The sequence below is a fragment of the Arthrobacter sp. BF1 genome (assembly GCF_056680215.1).
On sequence record NZ_CM155271.1, the window covers coordinates 1,437,688 to 1,455,196 of the forward strand.

A 17,509-nucleotide genomic window follows, 5' to 3' on the forward strand; every position below is an offset into this window, starting at 1 on the left:
CTGAACGCACACGTGCAGTGCCACACCTCGTCAAAGGAGTCCTGAATGTCGAACGGATGGTCTTTCGAAACCCGCCAGATCCACGCTGGACAGGAGCCGGACAGTGCCACCGGTGCCCGCGCCCTGCCGATCTATCAGACGACGTCGTTCGTCTTCCCCAGCGCGGAAAGCGCCGCCAACCGGTTCGCCCTCGCGGAACTCGCGCCGATCTATACGCGCATCGGCAACCCCACGCAGGACGCCGTGGAACAGCGGATCGCCAGCCTGGAGGGCGGCCTGGGAGCCCTGCTGCTGAGTTCCGGACAGGCAGCGGAAACCTTTGCCATCCTGAACATCGCCGAAGCCGGGGACCATGTGGTGGCCAGCCCGAGCCTCTACGGCGGCACCTATAACCTGCTGGCGCACACGCTGAAGAAGTTCGGTATCTCCGTCACGTTTGTGGGGGACCCGGACAACCTGGACCAGTGGCGGGACGCCGTCCAGCCCAATACCAAGCTCTTCTTCGCCGAGGTGGTCTCCAATCCGCGCCAGGACGTGCTGGACATTGAAGGCGTGTCGCAGGCCGCGCACGACGCCGGTGTGCCGCTGATTGTGGACAACACCCTGTCCACGCCCTACCTGATCCGGCCGCTCGAATGGGGCGCGGACATTGTGGTCCACTCCGCCACCAAGTACCTGGGCGGTCACGGCTCGGCCATCGCCGGCGTGATCGTGGATTCGGGCAATTTCGACTTCGGCAAGGACCCTGAGCGGTTCCCCGGCTTCAACACCCCGGATCCGACGTACAACGGCCTTGTCTACGCCCGCGATCTTGGGGCGGACGGAGCACTCGGCGCCAACCTGTCCTACATTCTGAAGGCCCGCGTCCAGCTGCTTCGCGATCTGGGCTCCGCAGTGTCCCCGTTCAATGCCTTCCTGATTGCCCAGGGGCTGGAGACGCTGAGCCTTCGGGTGGAACGGCACGTGGCGAACGCCGTCGAAGTGGCGCGCTGGCTTGAGGCGCGCGACGACGTCGAATCGGTCGCCTACGCGGGCCTGCCGTCCAGCCCGTGGTACCAGCGGGGACTCAAGTACGGGCCCAAGGGCACCGGCGCGGTAGTCGGCTTCAACCTGGCCGGCGGCGCGGAGGCAGGCAAGCGCTTCGTGGACGCCCTGGAACTCCATTCCCACGTGGCCAACATCGGGGACGTCCGGTCGCTGGTCATCCACCCGGCCTCCACAACGCACAGCCAGCTCTCGGCCGAGCAGCAGGCCATTGCCGGCGTAACGCCGGGGCTGGTCCGACTTTCCGTGGGCATCGAGCACATCAATGACATCATCGCCGACCTCGAAGCCGGCTTCCGGGCAGCCAAAAGCGCCGAAGGGGCCGCCGGAACGGGGCAGGACACAGCGGGCAGCCAGCAGTAAGCCGCTTCACGGGTCAATTCCGTGAAGTCATAACCGGTCACACGCTTAGCCAGAAGCCGGGGCTGTTTCGTACACTCGAACCAGGTCATGAGTGCCAGCGACAGCCCCGGCTTGCTGGCCGGCAACCCTCTTCCGTGGTGGGGTGCCCCGGGTGAGGACCTGGCCAGCCGGTCAATTGACGGCGGGCAAGCGCGTAGAAGAGGTCCTTTCCATGACGATCACCATCTCCCGAACGGCAGCTCCCGGAAACGGCGTGGTCCGCTATGCCACCATCGGTGGCCTGGAACTCGAAGCCGGCGGTTACCTGCCGGACGTCACCCTGGCGTATGAAACGTGGGGAACCCTGAACGCGGACGGCACCAACGCCGTCCTGATTGAGCACGCCCTGACCGGCAGCACACACGTGACGCGCGGCGACAGTGACGAGCCCGGCTGGTGGGAGCAGCTGGCCGGACCCGGGGCGCCAGTGGACACGGACCGCTTCTTTGTGGTTTCCATCAACATTGTGGGCGGCTGCTACGGCTCCACCGGCCCGTCGTCGGAAGCCCCGGACGGAAAGCCCTGGGGGTCCCGGTTTCCGCTGGTCACCCTGCGCGACACAACGGCGGCCGAGGCCCGGCTGGCGGACCAGTTGGGCATCCACAGCTGGTTTGCAGTGCTGGGCGGTTCAATGGGAGGGGCCCGCGCCCTGGAATGGGCGGTCACCTTTCCGGAGCGGGTGCAGCGCTGCGCCGTCATCTCCGTGGGGGCCGCGAGCACGGCAGAACAAATCGCCTTCGCCCAAGCGCAGACTCTCGCCATCCGCCAGGACACCAACTTCAACGACGGCGACTATTACGGCGGACCGCTGCCCGAGGACGGCCTCGCCCTCGCCAGGCGCATTGCGCACATCACGTACCGCTCCGCGGCGGAATTCGACGGCCGGTTCGGACGCTCGGCGCAGGTCCCGGAATCGCCGTTCAAGGCTGCGGCGCTGGGGGAGCGCGGCCGCTACCAGGTGGAAAGCTACCTGGACCACCAAGGCAAGAAGCTGGTGAGCAGGTTCGACGCGAACAGTTACATCGCGATTACCGATGCTTTGATGAGCCACGATGTCACGCGCGGGCGGGGCTCCCTTGACGAGGCACTCGGCCGCGCCACCGCCAGGTTCTTTGTGGCCGCCGTGGACAGCGACCGGCTCTACTTCCCGTCCCAGTCCCGCGAACTGGCTGACGCCCTGCCCGGCGACGTTGATGTGCACGTCATCGAGGCCCCGATCGGCCACGACGGTTTCCTGACCGAGATCGGCCAGCTCAGCAGCCAACTGCGGAGCACATTCCTGGTCTAGCGCGGACGCACCCGTGGTGGCCCGGCTTGTTCCTGGCCCTGTGATCTTGGCCTGAGTGTTCCTGGCCCGGGTATTCCGGGTCGATATAAGGCTCTGCGTCTAAGACGTCGATCTGCGTCTAGCGGGTCTGCAGAGGTTCAGGCGTGACCCTTCAGCCGTTCATGATGTCCGAGCGGCGTTTCATGTATTCCTCCATGGCCAGCTCGCCATTACTGTACTGCTGGTCCAGTTCGGCGAGCTTCCGGGCGCGGTAGCCCTGCGGGGCCGACGGCGGCGGAGGAGTTGCCGGGGCAGAAGGCTTCGGTGCTTCTTCCCGCTGCCCTGGCTGGCCATATTGCCCCGGCTGGCCAAACTGCTGCGGCTGTCCGTCATTCTGGGGCTGCCCGTACTGCGGGAATTGCTGGCCGGGGAACTGCTGATTCGCTGGCGGGATGGGCTGCATGGGCGGCAGCGGCTCGCCCGGCGGGAGTGGCTGCGGGCTCATGATCTCTCGGTAGCCGCCGCTCATGTAATCCTGCTGCGTGTAGCCGTCGCGGGGCTGCTGGTTCTGCGGCCCGGGAAACTGACCAGGATACTGGCCGGGGTAGCCTCCGGAGAAGCCCTGCCCCTGGTTCCGTTTATTGACAGACTTCCGGTACATCCGCATCGCCATCGGTATCACGAACGACAGGATGATGATCCAGAAAAACAAGCTGTTCACGGTGTAGTGCCTCTCATATATGTCTCTCCAGCTTATGCCCCGGGGCGGTCTAAGTCGTCGAACCCACCCAGACCGCCGGGATACCCAGGAAGGCCCCGTACCGGGACACGGCACGTTGAACCGCGTGCTCCACGGCCTTGCCACGCAGTGAGGCCGGATCCGAAGAACCGAACAGGCGGATGTCCAGCTCGCAGCGGCCCGGAAACAGGGTGTGCCGCCAGGAGCCTTCCATCCGCCCGTCCAGCAGCACAACGTGCATCGGCACGCCGCCCAAGGGTAACGCCGGGGCACTGCCGCCCAAATAGTGGCGCGTCGCGGAATAGCCCATTACGTACTCGTCGTAGCACTGGATCAGGTCGATCCGGGGAACGGCGTCGGCCAATCCGCCGTCGCGCTTGGTAACGCCGGTGGCAGCAGTGCCGCCGGTAGCAGCAACGCCCCGGAAGCAAACGTGCCGCCTGTAGCAGCCGCGCCGCCGTCCTTGCCCGCCTGGAAATAATGTTCGACGCCCTCCATCGCCACCGTCTCCAACACCGCCGGAGCGGAGTCCAGAACCCGCGCGAGGCCGTGACGGACATCGGTCATCGTGAGCCCGGACCAGTCTGCGCAGTCCTTGACCGTGGCTGGACCCCGGCTCGTGAAGTACCGCCTGACCAGCTCGCCGAGGGCTTCGTCCCGGTCAAAAAGTCCGACGGGTCCGGCCGGTACACGCTCATCAAAAAGGGCGTACGTCTGTTTCAACGCGCCGCCGGGACTGCGCACGGGCGATCCGCTGGCCAACACGCCGCTGATCTCGGCGTGCATGATCAGGTATGCCAGTCCCAGGCCGGTCGCAGCGAACCCGGCACGCCGCAAAGTACTCCGCCAACTGTTCCCGGGTGAGGTGCCGCCCGCCCTGGACGGCTTCGGCCAGGACCCGTCCGCTTCGGCCGGCAGCGGCCGCGTCCATTCCGGTACGGCGAGGAGGTGCCGGACGGCGTCGTCGGGGGACTGCGCCCCGGAACCTCGCAGTAGCTGGGCGTTGAGCCGGCGATGCACCACCTCGTCCTGTTCCATGGCGGGCTGCGTTTCCCTCCCGGACTCCCTATCGGCGTCCTTTACTACAGGCGCTCGCGCCCGCGGCTAGTGGCGGGCTTCCGTGGTGCCCAGGGGACCTTCACCGGAACCCAAGGGGACCCCCGGGCCGAAGACGGGCCCCGGCGTCGGGCGCTTTGCCGTAATGCCGTCACCGGAGGAGCGGTTACGCAGCCGCCGCACCACCCACGGGACGAAGTATTCGCGGGCCCACACGAGGTCGCCGCTGCGTGCTTCGCGCCAGGTCCGCGGCGGCAAAGGCTTCGGCATGCTGGGTTCGAGGGTGTGCCTCACGTTGAGCGAATCGAGCACCATTGCCGCGATGGTGTGGTGGCCGAGAGGGGAGAAGTGGAGCCGGTCCACGTCCCACATCTGTGGATCGTTGAGCTGTTTAAGCGACCACATGTCCGCGATGACGGCGTCGTGGCGGGCGGCTACGGTGCGGAGGTTCTCGTTGTAGATGGCCACCTTGCTGCGGATCCGGCCCAGGACCGAGGACCCTGTGTCCGGTCCGTTGAACAGCACCACCGTGGCGCCGCCCATCGAAAGGATCTGGACCACCGAATCGAGCTTTTCAGCGAGGGCATCCGGGTCACCGCCCGGCCGGATGAGGTCGTTGCCGCCGGCGGAAAGGGTGACCAGATCCGGTTTGAGTGCCAGGCACGCGGCGAGCTGCTGGTCCACGATCTGCTGCAGGAGCCTTCCGCGGACAGCGAGGTTGGCGTAGGCGAAATCATCCTGCCCGCGGCCCAGTTCCTCGGCCACCCGGTCCGCCCAGCCTCGGAACCCGCCAGGGCTTGAAGGTTCCGGGTCACCGATGCCTTCAGTGAAGGAGTCGCCCATGGCCACGTAGCGGCTCCAGGGGTGGGCTTGGGTAGCCGTGGGGTGGTTCTGCATGGCTCTTGCGTCAGTCACGGTCCTATCCTGCCCTTTCGTTCTCAAGCTACGCCACCGTAGGTAGTTACCGCTGGGTAACTGTAAGAATGGAAACCATGACTGACGCCGAAGTATTTCCTGCCCCTGTTGTTATGTGGTCCCGTCCCGAGGACCAGCGCTCCGGCCGGCCGCTGCTCGTGCTGCTCCATGGCTACGGGGCCAACGAACACGACCTCCTGAGCCTCGCCGACATGCTGCCCCAGGACTTCGTTGTTGCCTCGGTCAGGGCGCCACTCGCTACAGGTCCGGGATTTATGTGGTTCCCGCTCACGGCATCTGTCGACTACTCGCTGGACGCCGTCAAGAAAGCGGCCGACTACATGCAGGACTGGATCGACACCGTCAAAGCCAATCATTCCTCGGTCACACTGCTCGGCTTTTCCATGGGAATGGCCATGGCCACCACACTGCTTCGGTACCGTCCCGCGGACTACGCAGCCGTCGTCGGGCTTTCCGGTTTTGTCATTGATGCCGACGGCGATCCGGCCTTCAAGGACAGCGAGCTGGACGGATCCGTGCCGCTCTTTTGGGGCCGCGACCAGCAGGACCCTGTCATCACCCCGGACAAGATCGACTACACCATGGGCTGGGTGCGGGGGCACGTCAAACTGACCAAGGTCCTCTACACGGGCATGTGGCACGGCATCAACCAGCAGGAGATCGGGCACGTCTCCGAGTTCCTGACGCACGAGGTGCTGAACAAGTGAAGTGCTGACCACGTAACGCACGACGGCGGCAAGGGCACAGTGCCGCAGGTCGCGTTGTCATCGCTCGGGGGGTCGATGCCTCGCCCGCGCTTAGGCGTCTGGTTTTCAGGCCTCCGGGGCAATGACCTTCACGGTCTGGCCGTTGACGGTCACGGTGTCACCGTTGTGCAGCTGGCGGCCGCGCCGTTCATCGATTTCGCCGTTGACCTTGACGAGGCCGTTCTTGATGAGCTCGGCAGCTTCCACACCGTCTTCCACCAGGCTGGCGAGCTTCAGGAGCTGGCCAAGGCGGATCATGCTGTCACGGATGGGGATCTCTTCGATGTCCTGGTTGCTCATACAGCAATGATGCCTGACGTAAGGTGAATTCAATGACCCACACCCCACGGCTGCCGCTGCTCGCCGGCCTTCCACTGGCAGTCGGCGCGGGGCTGGCCATTCCGGTCCAGGGCCGCATCAACGGCGCTCTCGGGGTCCGGCTCAACGACGGCATCGCCGCTGCGGTAGTGAGCTTCAGTACGGGGCTGATCCTGATCGCGGCCATCGCGCTGCTGCTGCCCCAGGGCCGGGCCGGGCTGGCCCGCATCGTCCCTGCCCTCCGGAAGCGCAGCTTTCCCCGGTACTACGTCCTCGCCGGCGGCGTGGGTGCCTTCTTCGTCTTTGCCCAGTCAACCACTGTGGGGCTGCTCGGCGTTGCCTTGTTCACCGTGGCCACAGTCACCGGACAGACCCTCAGCGGCCTCCTGGTGGACCGGCTCGGTATCGGGCCGGGCGGAAAGCGCGGCATCACGGGAGTCCGTGTCATCGGGAGCGTGTTGACCATCATTGCCGTGGCCTGGGCCGTGTCCCCGCGCTTTGGGAATGCCGCCGACGTCGGGCTGCTCCTGCTGCCGCTCATACTGCCACTGGCAGCGGGATTCCTGATGAGTTTCCAGCAAGCCATGAACGGGACCGCAACCCTCCACTACGGGACGCCCATCGCGGCGACGCTGGTCAACTTCGTCGCCGGCGGCATCCTCCTGTGGATTGTGTGGGGCATCAAAGTCGCTGTCGCGGGCGCGGGGAGTCCGCTGCCGGCGGAGTGGTGGTACTACCTTGGCGGGCCCATGGGCTGCATCTTCATTGGGCTGGCCGCCGTGCTGGTCCGCGGCTTGGGCGTTTTGGTGACGGGCCTGGGCATGATTGCGGGCCAGCTGGTGGGCTCCCTGCTCCTTGACGTTGTGGTCCCGGCACCTGGCTCCGTGGTGGCACTGCCCACCATCCTGGGGACCCTCCTGACACTGGCCGCGATCCTGGTGGCCACCCTTCCCTGGCCCCGCGGCGCCTTTCGCCGGTAGCGCGCCGTCCCGCGGCCGCGGCCGGTAGGCTAGGACACGCAGTCCTCTGCACCTTGCTTCCTGCACCCTGCTTCCTTCGTCTGCCCCCCGCCCCCGGCGGGATCGCACACCCGTGCGTCAGGGCCAAAATAACCGCGGACCGCACCCAGCGGCCCTGTAGAAATTGGAGTTCCACCATGGCACCAAAGTCTGTTCTCGACCAGGTCATCTCCCTCTCCAAGCGGAGGGGTTTCGTGTTCCAGGCCGGTGAGATCTACGGCGGTTCGCGTTCCGCGTGGGATTACGGGCCTTTGGGTGCCGAGCTGAAGGAAAACATCAAGCGCCAGTGGTGGCAGTCCATGGTCCGCGGCCGCGAAGACGTGGTTGGCCTGGACTCCTCCGTGATCCTGCCCCGCCAGGTATGGGAAGCCTCCGGCCACGTGGACGTCTTCTCCGATCCGCTGGTGGAGTGCCTCTCCTGCCACAAGCGCTACCGTGCCGACCACCTCGAGGAAGAGTACGAGGAAAAGAAGGGCCGCCCCGCCGAGAACGGCCTGAAGGACATTGCCTGCGCCAACTGCGGCACCCGTGGCGAATGGACCGAACCGCAGGAATTCTCCGGCCTCCTTAAGACCTACCTCGGCCCGGTGGCGAGCGAGGAAGGCCTGCACTACCTGCGCCCGGAGACGGCCCAGGGCATCTTCGTGAACTTCAGCAATGTGCTGACCACGTCCCGCAAGAAGCCGCCGTTCGGCATCGGCCAGATCGGCAAGTCCTTCCGGAACGAGATCACACCGGGCAACTTCATCTTCCGCACCCGTGAGTTCGAGCAGATGGAAATGGAATTCTTCGTCGAGCCCGGCACGGACGAAGAGTGGCACCAGTACTGGATGAAGGAGCGCATGTCCTGGTACACCGGACTGGGCATCCGCGAGGAGAACCTCCGCTTCTTCGAGCACCCGCTGGAGAAGCTCAGCCACTACTCCAAGGGCACCACCGACATCGAATACCGCTTCGGTTTCCAAGGCTCGGAATGGGGCGAGCTCGAGGGCATCGCCAACCGCACCGACTTTGACCTCTCCACGCACTCCAAGGCATCCGGCCAGGACCTGAGCTACTTCAACCAGGCCACGAACGAGCGCTACACGCCGTACGTGATCGAGCCGGCGGCGGGCCTGACCCGGTCCTTCATGGCGTTCCTCGTGGACGCCTACACGGAAGACGAGGCACCCAATGCCAAGGGCGGCGTCGACGTCCGCACCGTCCTGAAACTGGATCCGCGGCTGGCGCCGGTCAAGGCGGCCGTGCTGCCGCTGAGCCGCAACGAGGACCTGTCACCGAAGGCCAAGGACCTGGGCGCGCAGCTGCGCAAGAACTGGAACATCGACTTCGACGACGCCGGCGCGATCGGCCGCCGCTACCGCCGCCAGGATGAGATCGGAACGCCGTTCTGCATCACGGTGGACTTCGACACCCTCGACGACCAGGCCGTGACCATCCGCGAGCGGGACACCATGAGCCAGGAGCGCGTCTCACTGGACAAGGTGGAAGGCTACCTGGCCGCCCGCCTGATCGGCGCCTGAGCATGGCCATCGAATACCGCGAATGGCGCGAGGGCGACGACCTGACGCTGCTCGAAATCTGGGGCGGGCCCGAGACGGAACAGGCGCGGCAGTTCCGCGGTGCCCTCACCGTGTCCTCAGCCGGGACGGACGGCACCCCGTGGCGCCGCTGCATCGTGGCTGAGGACGTTATCGACGGCGTCGGGATCCCGGTGGGCGCCGGTGTGGTCTACGAGGCTTCCCTGCACCCGGAGCGGCTGTGGGCCTACATCGAAGTGGCGCGGGACCACCGGCGCGCAGGCATCGGTGCCACGCTCCTGACCATGCTGCGCCGCGAAGTTGAGCGGGCGCCGTCGGGCGTCTTCAAGCTGCGCGCCAAGGTTCAGCCGGGAAGCCCCGGGGCCGCGTTTGCCGACGAGTTCGGGCTGCGGCCCATCCAGCGGTCGCGGCTGGTGGTGGTGGAGCCCGGCGCCCTGAAGCTGCCGGTCTTCCCTGCAAAGAACAACGGCGGAGGGCCGGCCAACGACGAAAACGCCGGCTCCGACGTCGTGATGGACCTCGCTACCGGTTCGGTGGAGCTGACGGACGTCGTAGGCCGCTATTACACTTCCATCCACGGCTGGGATTCACCGGGCGTGCTGTCGGTGGGGCAGGTGCAGAAGCTGTTCCTGGACGACCTCACCGGCGCCCATGGTGCGATTGTGCTCCGCGCCGAGCCGGCATCCGCCTTCGGCGCCGGGGTTGCCCCCAGCAAAAAGGGCCGCATCCGGGCCTTTGCCGTGAGCTATGCGGAGCCGGCCCAGGACCCGGCCGCCCCCGGGCAGGGCACCCAGGCGACGGACGTCTTTGTGGGCCACGAACCCGCACTGGACGCAGAAGACGCCGCGGCCGCGGTCCGCGACCTCCTCGCGCTCCTCGCGTACCAGCACCCGGTGATGCTGGAACTGGACGATTCGATGACTGCGCTGCGCGCCGCCGTCGAGCCCTTGCTGGAAAGTGGCAAGGCGCACCAGCAGGGTGCCGACACGCTGGTCGTCTCGGACTGACCGGTCCCAACCAGGGAACGTCTCCAGCCCCAAGTAAGTAGCGCCATCTGTCGTTTTGAACCCTCACAACGACAGATGGCGCTACTCAGTTAAGTGTCTTCCGAACGTACGGCACTGCTGCTAAGGCGCTGGCGTTCCCGGCGGGAACACCGGCGGGACGAACTCAAAGGTCATCCCGAGCAGCCACACCAGCAGCAGCACCACCGGCAGGTGGAACACAAACTGCAGGAACGTGAACCCCACCAGGTCACGGGCGCGCAGCCGCAGCACAGCCAGGAGCGGCAGCATGAAGAACGGGTTGACCAGGTTCGGCAGCGCCTCGGCGATGTTGTAGATCTGCACGGTCCAGCCAAGGTTCATCTGGACATCGGTGGCGGACTGCATCACGTACGGTGCCTCCACAAGCCATTTGCCGCCGCCTGAGGGCACAAACAGTCCCAGCAGCGCCGTGTACAGCGCAATGACGACGGCGAACGCGCCGCCACCGCCGATGTCCGAGAAGAACTCGGCCAAGTGCGAGGACAGGGTCATGCCGCCGTGGCCGGTGGCCCTGGTCAGGATCGCAGCCATGGCCGCGTAGAGCGGGAACTGGACCAGGATGCCGGCCGTCGCGGGGACCGCCTTGTTGACGGCCTGCAGGAAGTTCCGCGGCGTGCCGTGCAGCACCAGGCCGAGGATCAGGAAGACCAGCAGGTAGCCGTTGAGGCTGCTGACCACGGTCAGGAACGGCTTGTTGACGAACTGTGAAATAAGCCAGCCAAGGGTCAGCAGGCCCGCCAGGATCGGCAGGATCATGCTGTACTCCAGCCACTCACCGGGGCGCGACCGCGGCGCCGCGGCGGCGGGCTCGTCATCAAGGTCGACGCCGAGGTCCTCGGCCGTGCGGATCGCACCGCCCTGGGGCGCGGAGAAATGCGCGATCACCGTGGTGAGTGCCATCAGGATCGCCAGCGTGACCAAGGACTGCCAGGTGAAGATGGTGGTGCCGAAGTCCAGAACGCCGGTGATCTTCAGCAGCGCCGGGGGCAGGGATCCGGCCGTGGCCTGCAGCTGCGCGGCGGAGGAGGACAGGCCGAGCGCCCAGACTGCTCCGAGGCCCATAAAGGCGGCCGCACCGAGGGCTCTGTAGTCCACGGTCAGGTCCTTGCGCCGGGCAATGGCGCGTGCAAGCAGGCCGCCGAAAATCAGGCTGAGCCCCCAGTTCAGGAAGGAGACCGACATGGACATCAGCGCCACGAAGCTCACTGCCGTGCGGGCCGTTGCCGGCATCAGGGCGAGCTTATTGATGAGCCTGGCCACGGGCGGGGATGTTGCCACGACGTAGCCGGTGAGGACCACCATCGCCATCTGCAGGGTGAAGGCGGTCAGGTCCCAGAAGCCGTTGCCAAACGAATCGGCGATGGACTGGGGCGAAGCGCCTATAGCCAGGGCTGCAACTGCAATCAGGACAACACCGGCCAGGGCGAAGATGTAAGCGTCCGGGAACCACTTCTCCGTCCACGCCGCCATCCTCTGCGCTACGCGGGCGAGTCCACGTTCTTCAAGACTCCGATCGGTCAGGACTGCGTCTCCCACAGGAATACCTCTCCATTGAGTTGAGTAATACCTCAAGGAGTCTAGCCACGGCGGCAGGATGCTTTAACCGCCGCCCCTCTCCATGGCCCGTTCAGGCGCCGTAGCCGGTGCCTGGTAGGCGCCGTCGGCACGGCGTGGTCCAGGCCGCCCGCTGCTTGGTCAGGAACCTCCGGTCCTGCGCCGGCGGGGCGGGAGCGGCAGGAACCCCGACGTCGACTCCAAATATTCCTGATAGCCCGGCCGGCCGGACATTGCCTTCTCTGCGAGGGGCTTGCCGGTCTTGGCTGTCAGCGTCCAGATCATCAGGGCCGGTGACAGCACGGTGAGGATGCCCGGCCAGGAGTCGGCGGCAATGAGGAACAAGCCCGTCCAGACAGCGGCATCACCAAAGTAGTTGGGGTGCCGGGTGTACCGCCACAGACCGGTGTTCAGCACCGTTCCGCGCCGCGCCGGGTCCTTCTTGAACCGGGCCAACTGCCAGTCGCCCACCGTCTCAAACACGAACCCTGTAACCCAGAGCAGGATGCCCAGGACCGCAACCCAGCCCACGGCGCCGGTGGCGAACATTCCCACTTGGAGTGTCAGGGACACAAAAAACATCACCACCCCCTGCGGCAGGTAGACACGACGCAGGGCATAGACGTTGCGTGAACCCGGTGCTGCCTTCAACAGATCCTTGTAGCGCGGGTCCTCATGCCCGTCCCGCGCCCGCCAGCCAATATGGACTCCGAGCCGCAGGCCCCAGGCAGCCGTCAGCAGGACAAGCAGCAGGCGCCGCGTGTCGTCACCCTGCCCGGCTGAAAGGAACCAGGAGGCCACCGCCACCGCCACGAATCCCGGGCCCCAGGCAACGTCCATCACCGAGTGCCTGCGCTGCCGGACGGCCACAACATAGGTCAGCGCCAGGACCACCACCACGGCCAGCGCCGTCCACGGCAGCGAAGCGGCGAATACCGGCCACGGAAACGGGCTCACAGGCTGACCTGGCTGGCCGACTCCGGCAGGATCTGGTCCAGCGTGCCGGACGCCGGGTAGGTGAACCCGGTGCGCTCGGCGAAGGACTTCATCACGAATCCCGTTGCCAGGGTGTGCCATAGCCGCACCCGGCGGATCATGAAGTGGCCGGCACCGTTGAGCGAAACGTACTGCATGGACGCCGCAGCATGAGCGGCGCGGCGGGCAAACGTCAGGGACTGGGCCGGGCTGGTCATCCGGTCTCCCGTGCCGTGGACGATCAGGATTTTGCGCCCGGCAACCCGCTGGGCAGGCGTCTCCGGACCGAGCCACGGGGCCAGGGCCACCACGGCCTCCACCTGCGGGTCGTCGGCCGCGCAGACGGCGGTAAGGCCGCCCATGGAGTGGCCCACCAGATAGACGGGAACGCCGGGGTGCTGTGCACTGATCTGCTCGAGGGCCCAGCGGGCGTCATGGAGCGCCGACATGGCCTGTCCGTTCCAGCCCCGCACACTGTTCCGCAGCGACCAGACAGCCAGCCCGTAGTCCTTACCAGCGCGGTGCAGGTGGCGGGCGAACGGCAGCATCCGCAGCGGGCTAAGGTGCCTGGCCTCCACCGGCTCAAAGCTGTGCGCCTTGCCGCCGTGCAGCACCAGTGCCACGCCCCTTGTGGGCCCGGCAGCTTCCAGCACCGTAAGCGAAGCCTGCCGCGTTGTGTGTACTGCTCCGGACGGGTGTCCGGCGGTGCGGTCCGTCATGCCTGGGTCCTTCCCGCTTCTTACCAATTATCAACCCTAAGGTGCCGGACGTAGAGTTCAAGGTATGAGGATTAGCTGCTGATGGGATCCGGTCACTCCCACGCTTCAACAGGTCATTCGGAGCCAACTGCAGAAGCGATTGCTGCCCGCCGGAAGGCGAACCGCATACTTGCCGCCATCCTGGTGCCGCTGACGCTGCTGACCCTGGCAGGCATGGCCATGCTTTGGCCGTCCGGGTCCAAGGAGGGGATTTCGCTTGCCAGCCCGTATTCAGCAGCGCCCGGAGTTAGCTTCGATACCGGCAAGATCCAGAGCGTGGTGGAAGAAAGCTGCATGCAGGGCTCCCCGGCGGGTGCGCCCGCCAACCCCACAGGTCAGCCCGCCCCGCAAGGTTCGGACTGCATGTTCGCGTTCACCCAGCCCGATCAGGGCGGCAGCCCTGTCAAAGTGGTAATCAACCCGGACGTGGCAAAGTCCCACGGTGTGAAGCCCGGGGATCAGATCAGGTACCTCAACCTTTCCAACGCCCAGGGCGCCGCGGCGTCGCAAGGGTCGCCGTCGTACATCTTCGTTGACTTCGTGCGGACGCTCCCCATCGTGGTGCTGGCCCTCCTTTACGCCTTGGTGGTCATCGTTGTGGCTCGCTGGCGAGGGCTGCGGGCACTCCTGGGATTGGTGGGCGCATACTTCGTCCTGGCCGGGTTTATGCTGCCCGGGCTGGTAGAGGGAAAACCGCCGTTGCTGCTGGCACTGGTGGGGTCAACGGTGATTATGATTGGGGTCCTGTATTTTGCCCATGGCTTCTCTGCCCGGACGTCCACGGCGCTGCTCGGCACAATGTTCGGGCTGGGCATCACGGCGCTTCTGGCCGCCTGGGCCACTGACGCGGCCAACCTCGCCGGAGTGGGCAGCCATGACGCCACCACCCTGATCAATACCTCGGCCAACATTTCCATTTCCGGGGTGATCCTGTGCGGACTGATCATCTCGGGCCTGGGTGTCCTGAATGACGTCACCATCACCCAGTCGTCCGCCGTCTGGGAACTGTACGAGTTGGCACCGGGCACAAGTGCCCGAAAACTGTTCACCTCCGCCATGCGGATCGGCCGCGACCACATCGCTTCCACCGTCTACACCATCGCGTTCGCCTATGCCGGTGCAGCCCTGCCCATCCTCATCATCGTGATGCTCTACAACCGGCCGCTGGGGGACACCCTGACCAGCGCGGAACTGTCCGAGGAGGTCATCCGCACGCTCGTCGGCTCCATCGGGCTGGTGCTCGCCATTCCGGTGACCACCCTGATCGCGGTGCTGGTGGTCAAGGCCACGGGCGTCCGGCCGGTGGCACCCCAGTCGGAAGCCGGATCCGGGGATGCCGTGGAAAGGCGGGTGCCGGACATCAACCTGAACGACGTCGGCGATACGGGCGCGCTCTCAGCGGCAGCCGAGGCTGGCCGGTCCCGCCGTGCAACGCTGGCCGTTGCGGGGCCGGGCGGGCCGGAGAATGCAGGGCCCGGCGCGGCGCCGGAAACCCGCCGGGGCCGTCGTGCGGAGCGCAACTGATCCTGCACAGGGCGGTCGTCGACACCAGCAGGGGACCGTGGCTGGCCCTCCACCGCCCACCGGCTGACCCTGCAGAGGGCCGATTCCCGCCGATTTGCCCGCCTTTGCGACAATGGACAGGTGACTGTTACCGCAACCCCTCCCGCCCCCAAGCTGGAACTCCCGCCCCTGAAGCTGGGCAACATCACGGTGGACACCCCCGTGATCCTGGCTCCGATGGCGGGCATCACCAACTCCGCTTTCCGTCGTTTGTGCCGTGAATACGGTGGCGGCCTCTACGTAGCGGAGATGGTCACCTCGCGTGCCCTGGTGGAGCGCACCCCCGAATCCTTGCGGATCATCTCCCACGACGACGACGAAAAAGTCCGCTCGGTCCAGCTCTACGGCGTGGACCCCGTCACCGTCGGCCAGGCGGTGCGCATGCTGGTGGACGAGGACCGGGCAGACCACATCGACCTGAACTTCGGCTGCCCCGTGCCCAAGGTGACCCGGCGCGGCGGCGGCTCCGCCCTACCCTGGAAGATCGACCTGTTCACCTCCATCGTCCAGACCGCGGTCAAAGAGGCGTCCAAGGGCAATGTCCCGCTCACCATCAAGATGCGCAAGGGCATCGACGATGATCATCTGACGTACCTCGACGCAGGCCGAATTGCCCGCGATGCCGGGGTCGCCGCCGTCGCGCTTCACGGCCGCACCGCGGCGCAGTTCTACTCCGGCCAGGCGGACTGGACCGCGATCGCCCGCCTGCGCGAAGCCCTCCCAGACATTCCCGTCCTGGGCAACGGGGACATCTGGTCCGCTGAGGACGCCGTCCGGATGGTCCGGGAAACCGGAGTGGATGGCGTGGTGGTGGGCCGCGGCTGCCAGGGACGGCCGTGGCTGTTCGGCGACCTGATGGCTGCTTTCGAAGGAAGCGACGTTCGTCACAAACCGGATCTGGGCAAGGTTTCCGAGAGCGTCTACCGACACGCCGAACTGATGGTCGAAACCTTCGGCGATGAGGGCAAAGCCCTGCGCGAGATACGCAAGCATATTGCCTGGTATTTCAAGGGCTATGTGGTGGGCGGTGAGCTCCGGACCCGGATGACGCTGGTGAACAGCCTTGAGGAACTGCGGGCGGCGTTGGACGAACTGGACTCCGCATCGCCGTACCCCGGCGTGGACGCCGAAGGCCCCCGCGGCCGCGCCGGCTCGCCGAAAACTCCTGCGCTGCCAAAAGACTGGCTGGAATCCCGGGCCCTGAACGATGCACAGTCCAAGGACATCTCCGCCGCGGAGCTGGATGTTTCCGGTGGCTGAAACGCGCACCACAGCGCCGGTCCTGCCCGGCTACGAGGCCCAGGACTCCGCCCGCTGGGTGGAGGAGCCGCCCAAGAGCACCTACCGGTCCGACTTTGAGCGTGACCGCGCCCGCGTGCTGCATTCCTCGGCGCTCCGCAGGCTGGGCGCAAAGACCCAGGTGGTGGCTCCCGACACCGACGACTTCGTCCGCACCCGCCTGACCCACAGCCTCGAGGTGGCGCAGGTGGGCCGGGAACTGGGCCGTGCGTTGGGCTGTGATCCGGATGTGGTGGACACCGCGTGCCTGAGCCATGACCTGGGGCACCCGCCGTTCGGCCACAACGGCGAGTCCGCCCTCAACGAGGTGGCACACGCCATCGGCGGATTCGAAGGGAACGCCCAGACACTCCGCCTGCTGACCCGCCTTGAGCCCAAGGTGCTGGCCAGTGACGGCCGCCCCGCTGGACTGAACCTCACGCGCGCCAGCCTGGACGCGGCGTCGAAATACCCTTGGTCCGCCCTGGACGCCCCGGTGATCCACGGGCAGCGCACCAGCAAGTTCGGTGCCTACGAGGACGACCTCCCCATCTTCAACTGGATCCGGGAAGGCGCCCCGGCGCGGCGGTCCTGCCTGGAGGCGCAGGTCATGGACCTGGCCGATGACATTTCCTATTCGGTGCACGACGTCGAGGACGCGATCGTGGCAGGCCACTTCCAGCTGCGCTGGATGGACAACCCTGACCACCGCGCCCGCGTGGTGGGTTACGCCAAGCAGTGGTACCTCCCGCACAATGATCCCGCCGCCATCGACGCGGCCCTGGCCCGGCTCGAAGCCACCGACGTGTGGGTCCGCGAAGCCGACGGCAGCCGCAAATCCATGGGCGCCCTGAAGAACATGACCAGCCAGCTGATCGGCAGGTTCTGCCAGAGCGCCCTGGAGACCACCCGTGCCCTCTACGGGCCCGAAAACCTCACCCGGTACAACGCCGAGCTGATGGTCCCGGACGAGACGGTGATGGAGATCGCAGTCATGAAGGGGCTGGCCACCACTTTCGTGATGACCACCGAACACCGCCAGCCCATCTACGAGCGCCAGCGCGAAGTCCTGCACGCCCTGGTGACCGCTCTGAATGCCACGGGAGACCGCCACCTGGAGCCGATGTTTGCAGCCGACTGGCGGGACGCGGCCGACGACGGCGCACGGCTGAGGGTGGTTATCGACCAGGTGGCGTCGCTGACCGATGGATCGGCGCTGGCCATGTACGAACGGCTCGTGGGGAGCCTCCCGTCGCTTTGGTGAGGA

17 protein-coding genes and 1 riboswitch are annotated in these 17,509 nt (G+C 66.3%); of the genes, 9 read left to right on the forward strand and 8 right to left on the reverse strand.

The window, feature by feature from the left end:
* Nucleotides 1-45: 45 nt before the first annotated feature.
* Nucleotides 46-1,407, forward strand: a complete 1,362-nt coding sequence (locus AC1MCD_RS06730; RefSeq protein ID WP_498677036.1) for a bifunctional o-acetylhomoserine/o-acetylserine sulfhydrylase — start codon at nt 46-48, stop codon at nt 1,405-1,407.
* A gap of 83 nt (nt 1,408-1,490) precedes the next feature.
* Nucleotides 1,491-1,605, forward strand: a riboswitch (SAM riboswitch).
* Between the two features lie 13 nt (nt 1,606-1,618).
* Nucleotides 1,619-2,734 (forward strand): homoserine O-acetyltransferase MetX, encoded by a 1,116-nt coding sequence (metX, locus tag AC1MCD_RS06735; RefSeq protein ID WP_498677037.1) that lies wholly within the window; start codon nt 1,619-1,621, stop codon nt 2,732-2,734.
* 151 nt (nt 2,735-2,885) lie between these two features.
* Here the strand turns inward: metX and AC1MCD_RS06740 are convergent, their stop codons facing one another.
* The 4 genes from AC1MCD_RS06740 to AC1MCD_RS06755 form a co-directional block, all read right to left on the reverse strand.
* Nucleotides 2,886-3,434, reverse strand: coding sequence for a hypothetical protein (locus AC1MCD_RS06740; protein ID WP_498677038.1), 549 nt, complete (start codon nt 3,432-3,434; stop codon nt 2,886-2,888).
* A gap of 49 nt (nt 3,435-3,483) precedes the next feature.
* Nucleotides 3,484-3,816, reverse strand: a complete 333-nt coding sequence (locus tag AC1MCD_RS06745) for a DNA glycosylase AlkZ-like family protein (protein WP_498677039.1) — start codon at nt 3,814-3,816, stop codon at nt 3,484-3,486.
* Entirely contained in the window at nt 3,786-4,490 is a 705-nt protein-coding gene (locus AC1MCD_RS06750; RefSeq protein ID WP_498677042.1) for a DNA glycosylase AlkZ-like family protein, read from the reverse strand. Before AC1MCD_RS06750 ends, AC1MCD_RS06745 begins: the two co-directional genes overlap by 31 nt.
* A 66-nt stretch (nt 4,491-4,556) precedes the next feature.
* A complete protein-coding gene (locus AC1MCD_RS06755) occupies nt 4,557-5,405 on the reverse strand; it encodes an SGNH/GDSL hydrolase family protein (RefSeq protein ID WP_498678218.1) in 849 nt (282 codons plus the stop codon).
* Between the two features lie 95 nt (nt 5,406-5,500).
* Here AC1MCD_RS06755 and AC1MCD_RS06760 point away from each other — a divergent pair, with 95 nt between their 5' ends.
* Nucleotides 5,501-6,151 (forward strand): alpha/beta hydrolase, encoded by a 651-nt coding sequence (locus tag AC1MCD_RS06760; protein ID WP_498677044.1) that lies wholly within the window; start codon nt 5,501-5,503, stop codon nt 6,149-6,151.
* Nucleotides 6,152-6,256: 105 nt separating this feature from the next.
* Here AC1MCD_RS06760 and AC1MCD_RS06765 read toward each other — a convergent pair whose 3' ends face one another.
* On the reverse strand, nt 6,257-6,490 hold the full coding sequence (locus tag AC1MCD_RS06765) for an RNA-binding S4 domain-containing protein (protein ID WP_498677046.1): 234 nt from the start codon (nt 6,488-6,490) through the stop codon (nt 6,257-6,259).
* Nucleotides 6,491-6,522: 32 nt separating this feature from the next.
* On the opposite strand from AC1MCD_RS06765, the gene AC1MCD_RS06770 reads away from it, so the two are divergent.
* The 3 genes from AC1MCD_RS06770 to AC1MCD_RS06780 all read left to right on the forward strand — a co-directional run bounded on the left by AC1MCD_RS06770 (nt 6,523) and on the right by AC1MCD_RS06780 (nt 10,075).
* Nucleotides 6,523-7,488 (forward strand): DMT family transporter, encoded by a 966-nt coding sequence (locus AC1MCD_RS06770; RefSeq protein ID WP_498677048.1) that lies wholly within the window; start codon nt 6,523-6,525, stop codon nt 7,486-7,488.
* Nucleotides 7,489-7,664: 176 nt separating this feature from the next.
* Complete coding sequence (locus AC1MCD_RS06775; RefSeq protein ID WP_498677050.1) at nt 7,665-9,050, forward strand: glycine--tRNA ligase; 1,386 nt, start codon at nt 7,665-7,667, stop codon at nt 9,048-9,050.
* Nucleotides 9,051-9,052: 2 nt separating this feature from the next.
* Nucleotides 9,053-10,075, forward strand: a complete 1,023-nt coding sequence (locus AC1MCD_RS06780) for a GNAT family N-acetyltransferase (RefSeq protein WP_498677051.1) — start codon at nt 9,053-9,055, stop codon at nt 10,073-10,075.
* Nucleotides 10,076-10,195: 120 nt separating this feature from the next.
* On the opposite strand, the gene AC1MCD_RS06785 is transcribed toward AC1MCD_RS06780, so the two are convergent.
* From AC1MCD_RS06785 to AC1MCD_RS06795, 3 genes are all read right to left on the reverse strand, one after another.
* Nucleotides 10,196-11,650, reverse strand: coding sequence for a short-chain fatty acid transporter (locus tag AC1MCD_RS06785; RefSeq protein WP_498677052.1), 1,455 nt, complete (start codon nt 11,648-11,650; stop codon nt 10,196-10,198).
* 159 nt (nt 11,651-11,809) lie between these two features.
* Entirely contained in the window at nt 11,810-12,625 is an 816-nt protein-coding gene (locus AC1MCD_RS06790; RefSeq protein WP_498677053.1) for a DUF1295 domain-containing protein, read from the reverse strand.
* Nucleotides 12,622-13,362 carry an alpha/beta hydrolase gene (locus tag AC1MCD_RS06795; protein ID WP_498677055.1) on the reverse strand — a complete coding sequence of 247 codons (741 nt, stop codon included), beginning with the start codon at nt 13,360-13,362 and terminating at the stop codon, nt 12,622-12,624. Before AC1MCD_RS06795 ends, AC1MCD_RS06790 begins: the two co-directional genes overlap by 4 nt.
* Nucleotides 13,363-13,443: 81 nt before the next feature.
* Here AC1MCD_RS06795 and AC1MCD_RS06800 point away from each other — a divergent pair, with 81 nt between their 5' ends.
* The 3 genes from AC1MCD_RS06800 (at nt 13,444) to AC1MCD_RS06810 (ending at nt 17,506) form a co-directional block, all read left to right on the forward strand.
* Nucleotides 13,444-14,925, forward strand: a complete 1,482-nt coding sequence (locus tag AC1MCD_RS06800) for a YibE/F family protein (protein ID WP_498677057.1) — start codon at nt 13,444-13,446, stop codon at nt 14,923-14,925.
* Nucleotides 14,926-15,045: 120 nt separating this feature from the next.
* Nucleotides 15,046-16,224 carry a tRNA dihydrouridine synthase DusB gene (gene dusB / locus AC1MCD_RS06805; protein WP_498677059.1) on the forward strand — a complete coding sequence of 393 codons (1,179 nt, stop codon included), beginning with the start codon at nt 15,046-15,048 and terminating at the stop codon, nt 16,222-16,224.
* Entirely contained in the window at nt 16,208-17,506 is a 1,299-nt protein-coding gene (locus AC1MCD_RS06810; RefSeq protein WP_498677061.1) for a deoxyguanosinetriphosphate triphosphohydrolase, read from the forward strand. Before dusB ends, AC1MCD_RS06810 begins: the two co-directional genes overlap by 17 nt.
* Nucleotides 17,507-17,509 lie beyond the last annotated feature (3 nt).